The organism is Sphingopyxis sp. 550B, from assembly GCF_057401805.1.
On record NZ_CM171610.1, the window covers coordinates 3,324,861 to 3,341,101 of the forward strand.

General features: G+C 66.4%; 13 protein-coding genes. 4 read left to right on the forward strand and 9 right to left on the reverse strand.

Annotation, left to right across the window (positions count from 1 at the left end):
• Entirely contained in the window at positions 1-1,389 is a 1,389-nt protein-coding gene (locus tag AC2S9W_RS15455; protein WP_067107056.1) for a TIGR03013 family XrtA/PEP-CTERM system glycosyltransferase, read from the reverse strand.
• A 124-nt stretch (positions 1,390-1,513) separates the two neighbouring features.
• Here AC2S9W_RS15455 and AC2S9W_RS15460 point away from each other — a divergent pair, with 124 nt between their 5' ends.
• Both AC2S9W_RS15460 and AC2S9W_RS15465 read left to right on the forward strand, forming a co-directional pair.
• Positions 1,514-2,224 carry a helix-turn-helix domain-containing protein gene (locus AC2S9W_RS15460; RefSeq protein ID WP_083675073.1) on the forward strand — a complete coding sequence of 237 codons (711 nt, stop codon included), beginning with the start codon at positions 1,514-1,516 and terminating at the stop codon, positions 2,222-2,224.
• A gap of 49 nt (positions 2,225-2,273) precedes the next feature.
• Complete coding sequence (locus tag AC2S9W_RS15465; protein ID WP_486571236.1) at positions 2,274-4,109, forward strand: DUF885 domain-containing protein; 1,836 nt, start codon at positions 2,274-2,276, stop codon at positions 4,107-4,109.
• Between the two features lie 424 nt (positions 4,110-4,533).
• Here AC2S9W_RS15465 and AC2S9W_RS15470 read toward each other — a convergent pair whose 3' ends face one another.
• On the reverse strand, positions 4,534-5,922 hold the full coding sequence (locus AC2S9W_RS15470; RefSeq protein ID WP_486571237.1) for a helix-turn-helix domain-containing protein: 1,389 nt from the start codon (positions 5,920-5,922) through the stop codon (positions 4,534-4,536).
• Positions 5,923-6,074: 152 nt separating this feature from the next.
• On the opposite strand from AC2S9W_RS15470, the gene AC2S9W_RS15475 reads away from it, so the two are divergent.
• Positions 6,075-7,667 (forward strand): isocitrate lyase, encoded by a 1,593-nt coding sequence (locus tag AC2S9W_RS15475; protein WP_424539490.1) that lies wholly within the window; start codon positions 6,075-6,077, stop codon positions 7,665-7,667.
• Between the two features lie 304 nt (positions 7,668-7,971).
• On the opposite strand, the gene AC2S9W_RS15480 is transcribed toward AC2S9W_RS15475, so the two are convergent.
• Positions 7,972-9,945, reverse strand: coding sequence for a sulfatase-like hydrolase/transferase (locus AC2S9W_RS15480; protein WP_424539491.1), 1,974 nt, complete (start codon positions 9,943-9,945; stop codon positions 7,972-7,974).
• A 245-nt stretch (positions 9,946-10,190) separates the two neighbouring features.
• Here AC2S9W_RS15480 and AC2S9W_RS15485 point away from each other — a divergent pair, with 245 nt between their 5' ends.
• Complete coding sequence (locus AC2S9W_RS15485; RefSeq protein ID WP_241940887.1) at positions 10,191-10,412, forward strand: WYL domain-containing protein; 222 nt, start codon at positions 10,191-10,193, stop codon at positions 10,410-10,412.
• 25 nt (positions 10,413-10,437) lie between these two features.
• Here the strand turns inward: AC2S9W_RS15485 and AC2S9W_RS15490 are convergent, their stop codons facing one another.
• From AC2S9W_RS15490 to AC2S9W_RS15515, 6 genes are all read right to left on the reverse strand, one after another.
• On the reverse strand, positions 10,438-11,421 hold the full coding sequence (locus AC2S9W_RS15490) for a TerC family protein (RefSeq protein ID WP_076075130.1): 984 nt from the start codon (positions 11,419-11,421) through the stop codon (positions 10,438-10,440).
• A 66-nt stretch (positions 11,422-11,487) separates the two neighbouring features.
• Positions 11,488-11,670, reverse strand: a complete 183-nt coding sequence (locus tag AC2S9W_RS15495) for a DUF465 domain-containing protein (protein ID WP_076075128.1) — start codon at positions 11,668-11,670, stop codon at positions 11,488-11,490.
• Between the two features lie 459 nt (positions 11,671-12,129).
• Positions 12,130-13,461, reverse strand: coding sequence for an amidohydrolase (locus tag AC2S9W_RS15500; RefSeq protein WP_104959696.1), 1,332 nt, complete (start codon positions 13,459-13,461; stop codon positions 12,130-12,132).
• A 21-nt stretch (positions 13,462-13,482) separates the two neighbouring features.
• The gene (locus AC2S9W_RS15505) at positions 13,483-14,136 is read right to left on the reverse strand and encodes a DUF4893 domain-containing protein (RefSeq protein WP_067110844.1); all 654 of its coding nucleotides are present in this window, start codon (positions 14,134-14,136) and stop codon (positions 13,483-13,485) included.
• Between the two features lie 94 nt (positions 14,137-14,230).
• Entirely contained in the window at positions 14,231-15,016 is a 786-nt protein-coding gene (locus AC2S9W_RS15510) for a 3-hydroxybutyrate dehydrogenase (protein ID WP_076075123.1), read from the reverse strand.
• Positions 15,017-15,020: 4 nt separating this feature from the next.
• Positions 15,021-16,202: a patatin-like phospholipase family protein gene (locus AC2S9W_RS15515; RefSeq protein WP_486571238.1), complete on the reverse strand. Its 1,182-nt coding sequence runs from the start codon at positions 16,200-16,202 to the stop codon at positions 15,021-15,023.
• Between the last annotated feature and the right edge of the window lie 39 nt (positions 16,203-16,241).

Below are 16,241 nucleotides of genomic sequence, written 5' to 3' on the forward strand. Positions count from 1 at the left end.
TCAGCGGGCCCCCTCCGGCCACAGCACGACGCGCACCGTCTGGAGCAGGATCAGCAGGTCGAGGAAGGGCGAATAATTCTTGGCATAGTAAAGGTCGTATTCGAGCTTCACCCGCGCATCCTCGACCGACGCGCCATAGGGATAATTGATCTGCGCCCAGCCGGTGAGCCCCGGCTTCACCATGTGCCGCTCGGCATAATAGGACAGCTCGCGTTCGAGTTCGGCGACGAAGCCCGGCCGTTCGGGGCGCGGGCCGACGATGCTCATCTCGCCCTTGAGCACGCACCAGAGCTGCGGCAGTTCGTCGATGCGCAGCTTGCGGATGACATGCCCGACGCGGGTGACGCGCGGGTCGTTCTCGCTCGCCCAGACCGCCTGCCCCGCCGCCTCGGCATCGGTGCGCATCGACCGGATCTTCCAGATCCGGTACGGCTCGCCGAACAGGCCGACGCGCGACTGGCCATAGAAGGCGGGTCCGCGGCTGTCGATCTTCACCGCGATCGCCGCGATCAGGATCAGCGGCAGGCCGACCACCAGCACCGCGATGCTAGCGATGATATCGAATATCCGCTTGCCGACGCGCGAGATTCGCTGCCCCGCCGAAAAACCGTCGGAAAAGATCAGCGCGCTGGGGTTGGTCGTCGCCAGATCGACGCGCCCCGTCTCGCGCTCGATGAAGCTCGCGATGTCGTTGACATGGACCCCCGCGGTCTTGACGCGCAGCAGGTCGGCAAGCGGCAGCGCGCCGCGCCGTTCCTCCATCGCCAGCACGACCTCTCCGGCGCCGAGCGCGACGACATGCTCCGACAGATTGTCGATCGCCTCGCGCGGCACCGCGTCCTTCACCTTGCGCTCGATGTCCGACATGGCGACGAAGCCGACGATCGCGATGCCGCTGCCGGGCGCATCGGCCAGCGCCTGCAGCCGCGCCGCGCGAGTGCCGGCGCCGAGCACCAGGATGCGCCGCTTGAAGGTCTCCGCGCCCGCCACCCGCGTCATGCCCAGGCGGATCAGGAACAGCGCCGCGATCGCCAGCGCCATCGCATACAGGCTGTTCACCCGCCACAGCGTCGCGGTCGGCAGCAGGAAGCCGACGACCGAGAGGAAGATGACCCCCAGCGAGATCGCCGCGAGCAGCCGCGCGGTCGCGAACCGCATCGATCGCAGCGCCTCCGACCCGTACATCCCGGTCGCCATCAGCGCGAGCGCGTTGGCGAGCGCGAAGGTCGTCAGCGGCAGCCACCGTCCGGCCAGCCTCCCGGCGTCAAAATCGGCGAAATGGGCATAGAGATGCCACGCCGCCTCCGCCGATCCCAGCAGCGCCAGGAACTCGATCAGCGCCAGCCAGACGACCGCATGCGGCACATAATGCTTGAACAGACGGAACATGGAGTGCGGCGAACCCTTTCGTCGCGCGATTCTAGCGGAGAGGCGTCAACTGTCGGTTAATTTTACACTTGTCGCCGGGCTATTCGGGGATGACCGCCGATGCGTCAAACGATAGACCGCAGCGATGATCGCGCGCCCATCCTTCGCCGCCGCACCATTGGGCCTGCTCGCCCACGTACCGAACGAACTGCGCGGCCGCCATTGTCACGACACGGCCTATGTCGCGATCGTCCTCGAAGGCGGCTATCAGGAAGCCGGCGACGAGGGTCGTTTCGACGTGGGGCCGGGCGACGCGCTGATCCACCATGACTTCGAATCGCATCTGGACCGGGTCGAGGCGCGAGGCGCGCGCGTGCTGATCCTCGACCTGCCGCCCACGCTCGCTGGCGCGCCGCACGTCCGCGGACGGGTGCGCGATCCCGATGCACTGGTTCGTTTCGCGAGCCGCGACGCCGCGGCGGCAGCGGCACTGCTCGTCGAGGATTTCACCGCCCTGCCGGCGGCCGCGCGCGACTGGCCCGACCTGCTCGCTCGCGACCTGCGGGCACTCACCCCTTTTGCACTCGCCGATTGGGCGGAGATGCACGGCGTGCGGGCCGAAACGCTGAGCCGGGGGTTCCGCGTCGCCTATGGCTGCACGCCCAAGGCCTATCGCGCCGACGTCCGCGCCCGCGCGGCGCTCGCCGCCGCCCGGGCGAGCGGCGAATCCTTCGCCGCCATCGCGCACCGGCTGCATTTCACCGATCAGGCGCACATGACCAGGGCCGTTGCGCGCATCAGCGGCGTCACGCCCGGCCGGTGGCGCGCGCGTCAACTGATTACAATACAGCGCTGACCGGGGCGGCTAGAACGATCTCCGACGCTTTTTTCTCCCGGAGATTTCCATGCTCGATCGCCGCACGCTCATCGCCACGCTCGCCGCCGCCTCCGCGCTCGGCGCCGCGCGTTCCCCCGCCCGCGCGATGCTCGCCGATCCGGCGCAAAGCGAGGGCGAGCGGCTGAACGCCCTCTACGAGCGCCTGTTCGACATGCTGGTCGAGAACGACCCCGAGTTCGCCACCGCGCTGGGGCTCGACAAGGGCGCGCACGCCGCGGCCAAGTCGCGCCTCGCCGACCGTTCGCCCGCCGGGATCGAGCGCAGCCACGACCTCTATCGCTTCGGCCTCGCCGCGCTCGAGAAGATCGACGCGGCGAAGCTGTCGGGGATGGACCTCGTCAATTACGAGACCTTCCGTGGACCGTGGGACCATTATGTGAAGGCCTATGACAGTTTCACCTATGGCCTGCACAGCTGGCCGGAGCCGCACCCGGTCACCCAGCTCAGCGGCACCTACCGCTCGATCCCCGACTTCCTCGTCAACCAGCACAGCATCGCCGACACGGCCGATGCCGAGGCCTATCTGGCGCGTTGCGAGGATTTCGCGGTCCAGCTCGACAACGAGACGAACCGGATGAAGACCGACCATGCGGCGGGGATCATTCCGCCCGATTTCGTCATCGACCGCACCCTCGGCCTCTACGAAAAGATCATGGCGCCCGCCGCGGAGGCCAACGGCCTCACCGCCAATCTCAAGGCCAGGACCGACGCAAAACATATCCCCGGCGACTTGGCACGCCGCTGCGCCGCGATCGTCGCAGGCAAAATCTATCCGGCGATGCGCCGCCAGGCGGCCGAACTGGCGCGCGTCCGTCCCAAGGCGACCCACGACGCGGGCGTCTGGCGGCTGCCAAAGGGCGACGCATATTACGCCTATGCGCTGAACTTCGCGACGACGACCGAAATGTCGGCCGAAGCCATCCACCAGCTCGGGCTCGAACGCATGACCGAACTGACCGCGCGCGCCGACGCGATCTTCCGCGAACAGGGCATGACCGGTGGAACGGTCGCCGAGCGGCTGCGCGCGCTCGGCGAGGACAAGCGCTTCATCTATCCGAACACCGACGCCGGCAAGACGGAACTGATCGCCAAGCTCAACGAACAGATCGAGGAGATGCAGCGCCGCCTGCCCGAGATGTTCGGCCGCCTGCCCAAGGCGAAGGTCGAGATCCGTCGCGTCCCGGCGGAGATCGAGGACGGCGCCGCCGGCGGCTATTACCAGATTCCGGCGCTCGATGGCTCGCGCCCCGGCGCCTATTACATCAACCAGCGCGATACCGCGGAGAATCCATCATGGACGCTGCCGACGCTGACCTATCACGAAGCGACGCCAGGCCATCATCACCAGATCGCGCTGGCGCAGGAAGCGACGGGTATCCCACGCCTGCGCCGCCTGCCCGTCTATTCGGTCTATACCGAGGGCTGGGGTCTCTACGCCGAGCAGCTTGCCGACGAAATGGGGGTCTATGACGGCGACCTCTTCGGCCGTCTCGGTTACCTGCAATCCTATATGTTCCGCGCCGCGCGGCTCGTCGTCGACACCGGCCTGCACCACTATCGCTGGAGCCGCGAGAAGGCGATCTCCTATATGAACGAGGCGCTCGGCACGCCCGAACCCTCGAACGTCACCGAAGTCGAACGCTATTGCGTGTGGCCCGGTCAGGCGACGAGCTACATGGTCGGACAGACGCGCTGGGTCGCAACGCGCGAAAGGGCGCGCGCGGCGCTGGGCGACAAGTTCGACATCCGCGCCTTCCACGACACCGCGCTGGCGGCGGGCGCGATGCCGATCGACGTCCTCGGATCGATGATCGACCGCTGGGTGGCGGCGCAAAAGGCCTGAAGAACCGCACGGTCTCAGCCGTTCGTGTCTATCGGTTCGTGACCTGTGGGGATTCGGGGTTTGGCGTGCTGCCACATCCTTCGTCATGCTGAATTCGTTTCAGCATCCATGGCCGGACGCTGCCCTTTGCGCCGCTTTTTAGGTGAGCGCAGACCATGGGTCCCCGGATCGGGTCGGGGCAGGCTCTGAAACAGGTGGCATATATTACCCTTCAGGCAAGTCAGGCGCCGTTCCCCGGCGAAAGCCGGGGTCCAGATGGCACAGCGCTACCTCGCATGGACCCCGGCTTTCGCCGGGGACGGTGACTTGTCGAAAAAGGGTCATTGCCAGACAAGGTCAGGGAGACGGAAAAGAGAAACCGTGCATAAACCTGCAACACCCCTATCCGTTCGGGACGATGGGTCAGATTTTAAGACTCGATGCTCTAATCCCCCGCGAAATCGAAGGCGCTGACACCGCGCTCGCCCTCTCTGAATCGCAGCGGACGGCCGAGCGGCGGCATCGAGCGCTGGACGCAGCCGCTGCGCGTGCAGCGGCGGCAGCCGAGGCCGATCGGGGTCGCGGGACTGCGCATCAGGTCGATGCCGCGCGCGGCGGCCAGCGGCGCGGCGACCTTGGCGTCGACCCCGATGCACACCGCGAAGCGCGCGGGCGTGCCCCCTCCCGTCGCGCCGGGCGCCGCGACCGAGCGGCTCTGCGTGAACCAGCGCGACCCGTCCTCCAGCTCGACAAGGTCGGCGATCACCTCGCCGGCGCGCGCGAAGGCTTCGTGGACGCCCCACAGCGGACAGCGCGCATCGCCGTCGACGAGCAGCGACTGGCTGGCGCCCGCATAGCGTTTCGACCCCTGCCCCGCGCGGTCGATGCGGAGCATGAAGAAGGGCAGCCCGCGTGCGCCGACGCGCTGTAATGTCGTCAGCCGATGTGCGACCTGCTCGAACCCGGCGCCGAAACGCCGCTGGAGCAGCAGCAGGTCGTAACCCGTCGCGTCGCAGGCGCGCAGGAAGCGGCCATAGGGCATCATCAGCGCCGCCGCGAAATATTGGATCAGGTGCCGCTCGAACAGGCGCGCGGCGGCGGGCTCGGCGAATTCGGCGCCTGCGACGAGGGCGGAAATCTCGTCCTTCGCCTCCATCTGCGCCAGCGTCGCCGCGGCCTGAAATGTGCGCGAGGCGGGGCGCAGCAGTTCGTTCAGCATCAACTGCCGCGCATGCCAGTCGAGCCAGCGCAGCCGGTCGGGCATGACGTCGGCGGGCAGGATGCGGATGCCAAGCTGGTGCCGCGTGCGCAGCCGCTCGGCGATGGTGCCATAGAGGTCGCCGCCCGCGAGCCGCAGTTCGTCGGCCAGTTCCTCGGCGCGCGCATCGAGATCGGGAAAATGGTTGCGCCATTTCTCGATCGCGCGGCGCACCGCATCGACCTCGGGCGCTTCGGCGGCGGCGGGAGCGGTCGCATCGCCCGCCGCGTCGAACAGCCGGATGAAGGCCGTCGCGGTCGCCGGCGCGCTCTCCAGCCATTCCTCGACCTCGCGCGACCCGATGTCGAGATCGGCGAAGCGCGGGTCGGCCAGACGGCGGCGCAGCGCGGCGAGCCCGCCCGGCACCGTCTCTGCCCCCAATTTCGCCGCGTCGAAGCCGAAACGCTCGGCCAGTCGGACAATCACCGTGGCGCTCAGCGGACGCTGGCCGTGCTCGATCAGATTCAGGTAGCTCGGCGAGATGCCCAGCGCCTCGGCCATCGCCGCCTGCGTCAACCCGGCATCGCGCCGCAACTTGCGCACCGCCGGTCCCGCGAATACCCGCCGCTCCGCCATTCTGTAACTTTCTTTACTAATTTACATGCTATAATGCACTTCATCCGCTTTATTCACAAGAAATATTCACAAAGCTTTTCCAATCCGGGCGGCGGGTCGGCACAAGGGCGGCATATTCATCGCCCACCGGGGCGCAGCCGAGGACAGTGAAGATGAGCTATACCGAAGACATGGCGCAGGCCGGCCGCCTCATCCGCGATCAGGACGGCCGCTGGGATGCGATCGGCGCCGAAAGCGTCGCCCGCATGCGCGCCCAGAACAAGTTCCGCAACGGCCTCGACATCGCCCGCTACACCGCGCGGATCATGCGCGCCGACATGGCGGCCTATGACGCCGATCCAGCCAACTACACCCAGTCGCTCGGCTGCTGGCACGGCTTCATCGCGCAGCAGAAGATGATCGCAATCAAGAAGCATTTCGGCACCGTCAAGGGCCGCTACATCTATCTGTCGGGCTGGATGGTCGCCGCGCTGCGCAGCGAGTTCGGTCCGCTGCCCGACCAGTCGATGCATGAAAAGACCAGCGTTCCGGCGCTGATCGAGGAAATCTACACCTTCCTGCGGCAGGCCGACGCCCGCGAACTGGGCGGCCTGTTCCGCGAGCTCGACGCGGCGCGCGAAGCCGGCGACGAGGTCAAGGCAAAGCAGATCCAGCACGCGATCGACAACCATGAAACGCATGTCGTGCCGATCATCGCCGACATCGACGCGGGCTTCGGCAACGCCGAGGCGACTTATCTGCTCGCCAAGAAGATGATCGAGGCCGGTGCCTGTGCGCTGCAGATCGAGAATCAGGTGTCGGACGAAAAGCAGTGCGGCCACCAGGACGGCAAGGTCACCGTGCCGCACGAGGATTTCCTGCAGAAGATCCGCGCGCTGCGCTATGCCTTCATGGAGCTGGGGGTCGACGACGGCGTGATCGTCGCGCGCACCGACAGCCTGGGCGCCGGGCTGACCAAGCAGATCGCTTTCACCCGCGAACCGGGCGACCTCGGCGATCAGTACAACGCCTTCCTCGATTGCGAGGAAGTGACGGGCGCGGGCAATCCGGGCGACGTGCTGATCAACCGCGACGGCAAGCTGCTGCGCCCAAAGCGCCTGCCCTCGAACCTCTATCAGTTCCGCCCCGGAACCGGCGAGGATCGCTGCGTTCTCGACTGCATCACCGCCCTGCAGAACGGCGCCGACCTGATCTGGATCGAGACCGAAAAGCCGCACATCGAACAGATCGCCGGCATGGTCGACCGTATCCGCGAGGCGGTTCCCAATGCGAAGCTCGCCTATAACAACTCGCCGAGCTTCAACTGGACGCTGAATTTCCGCCAGCAGGTGTTCGACGCGTGGCAGACGGACGGCAAGGATGTCGGTGCCTATGACCGGGCGAAGCTGATGAGCGTCGATTACGACGGCACCGAGCTGGCGGTCGAGGCCGACAACCGCATCCGCAGCTTCCAGCGCGACGCCGCGAAGCGGGCCGGCATCTTCCACCATCTGATCACCCTGCCGACCTATCACACCGCCGCGCTGTCGACCGACAATCTGGCGAAGGAATATTTCGGCGAGGAAGCGATGCTGGGCTATGTCAAGAACGTCCAGCGTCAGGAAATCCGCCAGGGCATCGCCTGCGTGAAGCACCAGAACATGGCCGGCAGCGACATCGGCGACGATCACAAGGATTATTTCGCCGGCGAAGCCGCGCTGAAGGCGGGCGGCAAGGACAATACGATGAACCAGTTCGCCGCCTGACGATCGAGCTAGAGCATTTTCCAGTCAGGTGGAATCGCCTGACGATTCAGAAAATGCGGAAAAACAAGAATCTAGAGCGGCCGATCCGATGCAATCGGATCGATAACCGCTCTAGGCGCGGGGGTTTTCGTTGCCCCCCGCGCCACCCTTCTCGGCGCGGGGTGCCTTGCACAAACGCCCCGCGCCTCCCGAGCTTTCCTGGGGAGGAAAGCCTGCCCGCCGGAAGTCGTTCGACCTCCGGCGGGCATTTTTATGCGATACGCGATTGTTTTCTCCGTGCGCGCCCGCTCCCGGCGCTACGCGGCTATGGCGAGCTTCGCGCCGCCTTGCGGGTCGCCAGATGGCGCATCCAGCGTTGTCGCGCCCATTCGTTGACCAGCCGGTCGGCGCGAGCCTTGTCCGCACCGGCAAGATCGCCGTAGCGCGCACGCCGACCGCTGTCGGAAAACCACATTTCCTCGGTTCCGAGCGCGAGCGTCGTGAAGACGCCGCCCGGTTCGACGATACCGATCGCGGCGGGCGTATCGACCGCTCCGATGTGCAGGAAAACCGGAGCGTCGTTGTCGGGCGCGGGCGCACCGCCCAGTGCCTGGAGCAGGATCGACCGCATGTCGCTGAGGCCGAGCGGCCGGTCGCTGGAGAGGCCCGGCACGTTCAGTACGAACGGGATATGGGTTTGCGCGGGCTCGATCACGTGGCCATGTCCCAGGAATCCGTTTTCGAACAATGCCTCGCCATGATCGCCGGTGACCATCAGCACGGTGTCGTCCCACGTCCCCAGCGCCTTCAGGCGAGCCACGACCGCGCCGATCTGCGAATCCGCATAGGCGACGGCGTTCCAGTAGGTCTGCTGGACGCGGCGGGCGTTGGCCGCGGAAATGTCGCCGCGCGGCAGTGGGTCGACACCCAGCATGTCGGGCATGCCCGGATGATGATAGGGGAAATGCGGCGACTGGAAATTGAAATAGACGAAGGTCGGCTGCGCCCACGGTCCCGGATCGCCCATCCGCCGATCGAATTCGGCCAGTATCTTCGTCTCGTCGACGAGCAGCGAGCCCTTGGCGGCGAAGCCGAAGGCGCGTTCGTGCGCCAGCGTTTCGGCGTCGACGAATATGTCGGCCGCCTTGCGCATCCCGACCACCGCCGAAATATCGCCGAAGCTTTCGGGCTGGCCCGAAAAGACGCCGATGCGATAGCCATTGGCCTTGAGGTCGGAGAATAAGGAGGGGTCTCCCGCCCGCGGATCGAGCGCGCCCGAAAACAGGCTCTTGAGCGAAGCCGTCGTGAAGCCGACGTGGCTGTAGGCGTGCGGAAAGCGGCTTCCCGCGCGCGCCAGCGCCGCGAGGTTCGGCGCCACCGGCCGCCCGTTCACCCGTTGCGTCAGCGCGTCCGCGCGCGTGCTTTCGAGCACGATGACGACAAGATGCTTCCGCTTCGCCGGCAGCTTCGGCGCGGGCGTCGCCGGATCGGCGCCGGTAAAGACGAAATCGCCGCCAAAGCCGTCTTCGTCGATCCCGTTCCCCGGAATGTCGAGCGCCAGCGGATGGCGCGACGCGTCGAAGGGATGCCGGTCGATCTGCGCCGAATACCAGCTATACCCGTCGCGGTCGAAATCGGTCAGCTGTTCGAGTAGCCGGTTGACCAGCCCATAGGCGGTCATCCGGCGCAGGCCGTCGCGCGCGTCGGGCACCCCGTTGGCCTGCGCGGCGATCGCCGGCATCGCGACCGCCAGCGCCAGCACCGCCCAGCGCAGCGGCGAGCGCCCCGCCGGCAGCAGGGTCCGATTGCCGCGACGGCGCAGGCGGACCAAGACGATGCCATAGAGGATCAGCGCGCCGCCGAGACCGATCAGCATCAGCGCGCCTTCGTTCAATACGAACAGGAAAGCGTCGAACAGGCTTCCCCCGCCCAGATTGCGGATCAACTGGAAACTGACCGCATCGCTGAAATAGGACAAAAGCTCGAACTTGGCGGTCAGCGCGGCGAGAAAGCCGGCGACGCCGAAAAACAGCAGGTTGAACCGGAAGATCAGCGGGTCGTATTCGCGTCCGTGCAGCCGGCGCAGCAACAGGAAGAACAGACCGAAAAGCAGCGCATGCGCACCGACGGCGCCGAGCAGGAACAGGACGGTCTCGGCCGGCGTATCCAGCGTTTGCGACTGGCCGAAGCCGCCGCCGAACAGCGCGAACTTGCGTTCGACGAGCGCCATTTCGATCAACAATGTCGCGACGGCCGCAAGCAGCAACGTCAGCAGGTCCCCCTGCCCCTTCCTGGTCATCGGATTGTCATAAATATGGCCTTGCTAATATGGTGTTAAGCCAATCCGAACGGCATTCGTCCGCAACTGCGGGCGACCGGGCGGACGAGCGATCAAGCGATGCTTGCCAGGTCCGCCGCGGCGGGTGTATGGTGCACCGCACAACGAAACCACCTCTCCCTGGGCCGATGAACGATACACGACTGAAAATGATGGAAGCGATCGCACGGCGACGCATCGTGTCCACGCGCTACAATGGCGACGCCATGACCCTTGCCCCGCACCAGATGTTCGAGCGGCACGGGGCGCTGTTCGTCAGCGCGCTGAATCTCAACAAGAACTGGCGGTCGGACGAGGAAAAGCGCCTCGGTCAGTTCAAGCTCGACGGGCTTGGCGAGACCGAGGTCACCGACGAGGCGTTCGAGCCGCTCCCGATGTTCCAGCCCGCCGCGCCGAGCGACAAGGACACGCTTCTCCTCGCCGTATGAGCGGCGGGCCGCGACAGCCGGCCCGTCACCGCACGGCCGAGTCGGACGGGCGACTGATGACGAGCGACCACAGCACGCCCCCGGCGATCAGCGCGACGGTGACTCCCAGGCTCGCCAGCGGCGGGAATTTCGCGCTGCCGAGCAGGAAATCGGCCACGAATATCTTCGACCCGATGAAGACGAGCACCAGCGCCAGCGCATATTTCAGATAGTGGAATCGATGCACCATCGCCGCGAGCGCGAAATAGAGCGCGCGCAGGCCGAGGATCGCCATGATGTTCGAGGTATAGACGATGAAGGTGTCGGTCGTGATCGCGAAGATCGCGGGCACGCTGTCGACCGCGAACACCAGATCGGCGAGGTTGATGACGACGAGCGCAAGGAACAGCGGCGTCGCCGCCAGCACGACCTTCCCCGTCTTGGCGTCGGGCACGCGCACGAAGAATTTCTCGCCATGCAGGTCCGCGGTGATCGGCATGCGGCGCGACAGCCAGCGCACGACGGGATTGCCCGCGACGTCCATCGGCTTGTCGCTCGCGAACAGCATCCTGATACCGGTGAAGATCAGGAAGGCGGCAAAGACGTAGAGCAGCCAGCCATATTCGGCGACCAGCGCCGCACCGCCCGCGATCATCAGGCCGCGCAGCACGATCACCGCGATGATTCCCCACAATAGCGCGCGATATTGATAGCGCGCCGGAATCGCGAAGGTCGCGAAGATCAGCGAGATGACGAAGATATTGTCGATCGACAGCGCTTTTTCGATGAAGAAGCCGGTATAATATTGAAGGCCCGCATCGCCGCCCTTCTCGACCCAGATCCAGGCGCCGAACGCGAGCGCGATGCCGATGTAGAGCGCGGAGAGCTTCAGGCTTTCCGCGATGCCCATCTCCTTGTTCTCCTTGTGCAACACGCCAAGGTCGAAGGCCGTGAGGGCGATGACGAGGCCGAGAAAGGCCAGCCAGAACCAGGCCGGGGTTCCCAGCCAGTCGGTGAAGAGAAATTCCATGATGACGATCCCTGGACAGGCGAAACGCGCCGCCGAAAGCAGCGCGCTTCGCCTTCATTGCCGGATTCAGCGGGCGCGAACGGGGCGCCGCATCAGTGATGCGAGGCGGTCCTTGACCGCCAGCTTCAGCTTCTTGAGCCGCAGCACGCGGAACGGGTCGCCGCCGCGGCGGCGCGCCTCGCGCCGGACCGCTTCGTCGAGCCGCCGATGCAACGCGGTCAAGTGAAAGATATGGGGATTCACAGACATATGGCCTCCTGATTGAGCGAACTCAAAACAGGCGACGCCGATGCCGGGACCTGGATCAGGGGGGAGAATTGGCCGCCGTGCATCGGTGTCACCCGATGCGGTCCGACATCACGTGGCGGGATGTTGATCCCGCCGACGCCAGAGGGGCCCGGCCCGCATTCCCGTTACATAGGAACGGCGGTCGGGCTTTTCAATCCCGGCTGCCGGGTTTGTTTCTTTCGGGGCGAAATCCCTGTTCCCGTCGCTCGTAATGACGAGCCCTTCCAAGGCCAACGAGGGTTCATCGAGGGTTGATAACGGCGGCCGCGAAACATGACGGCATATTATCCTTCAGGCAAACGAGCTGTTCCCCGGCGAAAGCCGGGGTCCATGCGAAGCAGCGCTGTGCCGTCTGGACCCCGGCTTTCGCCGGGGAACAGTTCCTTGTCGAAAAGGGATAATTGCCAATGCCAAATATGTTCAACCCTTCGGCATCAGCTTCATCGCCATCGACGCCAGCGCCTCGGTCGCGGTGGAGATGACCGCGGGAGCATCGGGTGCCCAGAAAGGAGAATGGAGGCTCGGCAGCGTCCGGCCTTCCTTCTTCGCGGCGTCATATTCGGCCTGCGGAACGCCGCCGACCCACAGGATCAGGCTCTTGATCGACTTGTCCTCGCGGCCATAGCGGCTGAAATCCTCCCCGCCCATCACCGGCGGCATCTGCACGACGCGCTGGTCGCCGAAGCGGGTCTTCAGGAAGGCCGCCATCTCTTCGGTGAACTCGGGGGTGTTGAAGACCGACGGCGTATATTCGTCCTTTGCGACGCTGATCGTCGGCATCCTGTCTTCCGGCATGCCCGCCGCGATCGCTTCGCCCTTCGCGATGCGCGCGATGCCGTCGAGCAGTTGCGTGCGCACCTCGTCGGTATAGCTGCGCACGGTCAGTTGCAGCTTCGCCTCGTCGGGGATGATATTGTGCTTGGCGCCGGCGTGGAAGCTGCCGACGGTGACGACGCCGCTGTCGAGCGGGCTGATCTCGCGCGCGACGAGCGTCTGGAGCGCGGTGACGATGCGGCTGGCGAGCACGATCGGATCCTTGGTCGCCTGCGGATAGGCGCCATGACCGCCGAGCCCCTTCACCGTGACGTCGACGCTGTCGACATTGGCGAGCGCATAGCCCGGCGTATAGCCGATCATGCCCGCGGGAAACTGCGCCGCGTCGTGAAAGGCGATCGCATATTCGGGCTTGGGAAAACGGGTGTAGAGGCCGTCCGCCAGCATCATTCGCGCACCCGCGCCGCGCTCCTCGGCGGGCTGGCCGATCATCACCAGCGTCCCCGACCACTGCCTCTTGTTCGCCGCCATCAGCCGCGCGACGCCGATCCATGCGGTCATGTGCGTGTCGTGGCCGCAGGCGTGCATGACGCCGGTCTCGACGCCTTCCTTGGTCGTCACGCGCACCGTCGACGCGCCGGGAAGGCCGGTCTGCTCGGTGACGGGAAGCCCGTCCATGTCGGCGCGGACCAGCACCACCGGGCCGGGGCCGTTCTTCATCACCGCGACGATGCCCGTCCCGCCGACCTTCTCGGTCACCGTGAAGCCCAGCTTGCGCGCCTCGGCGGCCAGGATGCCCGCCGAGCGGACCTCCATGAAGCTGAGTTCGGGATGCGCGTGCAAATCCTTGTAGATGTCCATCAGCGAGGGCATCTGCTTCTGCACCTGGTCGCCCAGCGACTGCGCCGCCACCGGCGCCGCCAGCCCGAGCGCGAGCGCCGCGGCGCCCAGTCCCAAAATCCGCCCGCTGATCTTCATTATTGCTCCCCTGTTTTCAAATCATCCGTTTGCCGGCACCAGCTCGATCACGTCGAGCAGCGATTCATAGGCGGGCGCCGGCAGCACCAGCCGCCAGCGATTGTCGGCGATCCGTTCGATCAGCCCCGCCATGTCGCGCATCCGGTCGCTGCCGTAATTGACCGGGATCTTCTCGTCCCCCAGCACCAGCGTGCCGAGGAATATCTGGCGCTTGAGATTGTCGGGAAAGATCAGGCCGACCGGCCGCTGCGACCCCGTCAGCTTGGTCAGGCTGGCGAGTTCCTGCTCGTCCGACACGCGGCAGCGGAACCAGTCATAGGCGATGAAGCCAATCGCACCGCGTCCCTGCGTGCCCAGCTTGATCGTGCGGCAGCGATACTCGCCCGCGGGCAGGTGCGGATTGGGCAGCGCCGCCGTCGGTTGCAGCAACACGCCTTCGCGTTCGACGTCGGCGCCATAGCCCTTTGCCCGCGCGTCGGCGAGCGCCGCGGTCCAGCTCGAATACCAGCCGCGGATGCGCGCCTTGTCCTGGTCGGTCGCGGTGGCGCGCCAGGTGCCCGCGGCCTCCGCCGGCGCGGCGTCGGCCGCCGAGGGCGGCATCGCCGGCACGGTCCGGCATCCGGCGAGCCCCAGCCCCGCCGCGCATGTCAAATATAGAAAGGTGCGACCCCACATCGTCCGTCTCTCCTGGTCCGGTTCGCCGTTAACCTTAGGAGCGGATGACGCAATGCTCAAGGACGCAGCGCGCCGCAGGCAGGATCGCGCAACGTCAGGCGGCGGTCCAGCCGCCGTCGACGCTCAGGTTCGCCCCGGTGATGTTCGCCGCCTCGTCGCGGGTCAGGAAGGCGGCAAGCGCCGCGACCTGCTCGACCGTCACGAACTGCTTGGTCGGCTGCCCCGCGAGCAGAACGTCGTTGATCACCTGTTCGCGCGTCATGCTCCGCGCCTTCATCGTGTCGGGAATCTGATTCTCGACCAGCGGCGTCCAGACATAGCCCGGGCTGATGCAATTGGCGGTGATCCCCGCGTCGGCGACCTCGAGCGCGACCGTCTTGGTCAGCCCGGCGAGCCCGTGCTTCGCGGCGACATAGGCCGATTTGAACGGCGAGGCGACGAGCGAATGCGCCGAGGCGGTGCCGATGATGCGGCCCCATCCCTTCTTGCGCATCCCCGGCACGGCGTGGCGGATGGTGTGGAAGGCCGACGACAGGTTGAGCGCGAGGATCAGGTCCCATTTCTCGACCGGGAAATCCTCGACCGGCGACACGAACTGAGTGCCGGCATTGTTCACGAGGATGTCGACCCCGCCCATGTCGCTGTCGGCGCGCTCGAACATTTCCGCGATCGCGTCGGGCTTGGTGAGGTCGGCGCCGTCATAGGCCGCCTTGCCGCCGTTCAGCGCGGCGAGCGCCGCGCGCTCGGCCTCGATCGCGCCCTCGTCGCCGAATCCGTTGATGATGATGTCCGCGCCCGCCGCGGCAAGCGCCTTGGCGATGCCGAGTCCGATGCCGGAGGTCGAGCCGGTGACGAGGGCGGTCTTGCCTTTGAGATGCATGGGATCAATCCTTTTTCTCGCGAGGGGATGGGGAAACGGCATGGGCCGATTTGGGCTGCAGGCCGCCCGCCTCGATGGCGAAACTGTCCGACCGCCCTTCGGCGATGCTTTTGGCGAGCAGGTGTCCGTCCTTCAGCGACGCCTCGACCGCTGCGCGGCCCAGCGCCCAGTTGGCGTCCATCGTCGCGCGCGAGAATTCGAAGTCGCGCGCGCCGGTCTGCCATGCCGGCGGCTGGTGGATGAGCTGAACGACGTTCAGCGCCTTGCAGTCGACCATGCGCTCGACCGCCTTCACCTCGGGCAGCGCGCGCATCTCCCCGGGCAATTTGTCGAGCATCCGGGCGATCAGCCGATGTTCCTTGCGCCGCCGGACCAGCCCGTCCGAAATGCGGCGGGTGCGACTGGAAAAGCGGATATCCTTCTCGCGCGACCAGGCTTCCTCCAGATCGTGCGGGCGCGGGCCGCGCGCCGGGAACAGGTCGACCTGGAACACCAGCATCGCCTCGTCCGCGCTTTCGACGACATGTTCGAGCGGGGTGTTCGAAACGAGCCCGCCGTCCCAATACCAGGTGCCGTCGATCTCGACCGGCGGCAGGCCCGGCGGCAGCGCGCCCGACGCGAGGATATGGCGCGCGTCGATGCGGTCGGTGCGCGTGTCGAAATAGCGGAAATTGCCCGTTTCCACCGCGACCGCGCCGACCGACAGGCGCACCTTGCCGTCGTTGACGCGGTCCCAGTCGACGAGGCGGTCGAGCGTCTCGACCAGCGGCGCCGTGTCGTAGAAGCTGATCGCGGCGGGCGTCTGCGGCGCGGCGAACATCGGCGGCGGGATACGCGGCGTGAAGAAGCCCGGAACGCCGAAAGCCGCAACCTGCCCGGCCGCCGCCCAATGCGCCCATTCGCGCGCCAGATCATTGTCGGCCACCGGCAGGACGGGCAGCGCCGACGACACGCCTTCCCAGAACTCCCGCATCTTCCCGACCGCCGCGTCGCGTGGATTGCCGGCGATGATCGCGGCGTTGATCGCGCCGATCGATATGCCCGCGACCCAGTCGAGCTCGACGCCGAGATCGATCAGCGCCTCGTAGACCCCGGCCTGAAAGGCGCCGAGCGCTCCGCCGCCCTGCAGGACCAGCACGACGAGGTCGGGCAAGGGCAAGGCGGCTCGGGCGGCGCGGCGGGGCATGGACTCGAAGCGATCCTTTCGGGGGGCGGGACGGCCGGA

Bases quoted from the DNA above. Each gene is read 5' to 3' on its own strand.
- AC2S9W_RS15455 (WP_067107056.1), bottom strand. From the start codon at position 1,389: ATGTTCCGTCTGTTCAAGCATTATGTGCCGCATGCGGTCGTCTGGCTG.
- AC2S9W_RS15460 (WP_083675073.1), top strand. From the start codon at position 1,514: ATGATCGCGCGCCCATCCTTCGCCGCCGCACCATTGGGCCTGCTCGCC.
- AC2S9W_RS15465 (WP_486571236.1), top strand. From the start codon at position 2,274: ATGCTCGATCGCCGCACGCTCATCGCCACGCTCGCCGCCGCCTCCGCG.
- AC2S9W_RS15470 (WP_486571237.1), bottom strand. From the start codon at position 5,922: ATGGCGGAGCGGCGGGTATTCGCGGGACCGGCGGTGCGCAAGTTGCGG.
- AC2S9W_RS15475 (WP_424539490.1), top strand. From the start codon at position 6,075: ATGAGCTATACCGAAGACATGGCGCAGGCCGGCCGCCTCATCCGCGAT.
- AC2S9W_RS15480 (WP_424539491.1), bottom strand. From the start codon at position 9,945: ATGACCAGGAAGGGGCAGGGGGACCTGCTGACGTTGCTGCTTGCGGCC.
- AC2S9W_RS15485 (WP_241940887.1), top strand. From the start codon at position 10,191: ATGACCCTTGCCCCGCACCAGATGTTCGAGCGGCACGGGGCGCTGTTC.
- AC2S9W_RS15490 (WP_076075130.1), bottom strand. From the start codon at position 11,421: ATGGAATTTCTCTTCACCGACTGGCTGGGAACCCCGGCCTGGTTCTGG.
- AC2S9W_RS15495 (WP_076075128.1), bottom strand. From the start codon at position 11,670: ATGTCTGTGAATCCCCATATCTTTCACTTGACCGCGTTGCATCGGCGG.
- AC2S9W_RS15500 (WP_104959696.1), bottom strand. From the start codon at position 13,461: ATGAAGATCAGCGGGCGGATTTTGGGACTGGGCGCCGCGGCGCTCGCG.
- AC2S9W_RS15505 (WP_067110844.1), bottom strand. From the start codon at position 14,136: ATGTGGGGTCGCACCTTTCTATATTTGACATGCGCGGCGGGGCTGGGG.
- AC2S9W_RS15510 (WP_076075123.1), bottom strand. From the start codon at position 15,016: ATGCATCTCAAAGGCAAGACCGCCCTCGTCACCGGCTCGACCTCCGGC.
- AC2S9W_RS15515 (WP_486571238.1), bottom strand. From the start codon at position 16,202: ATGCCCCGCCGCGCCGCCCGAGCCGCCTTGCCCTTGCCCGACCTCGTC.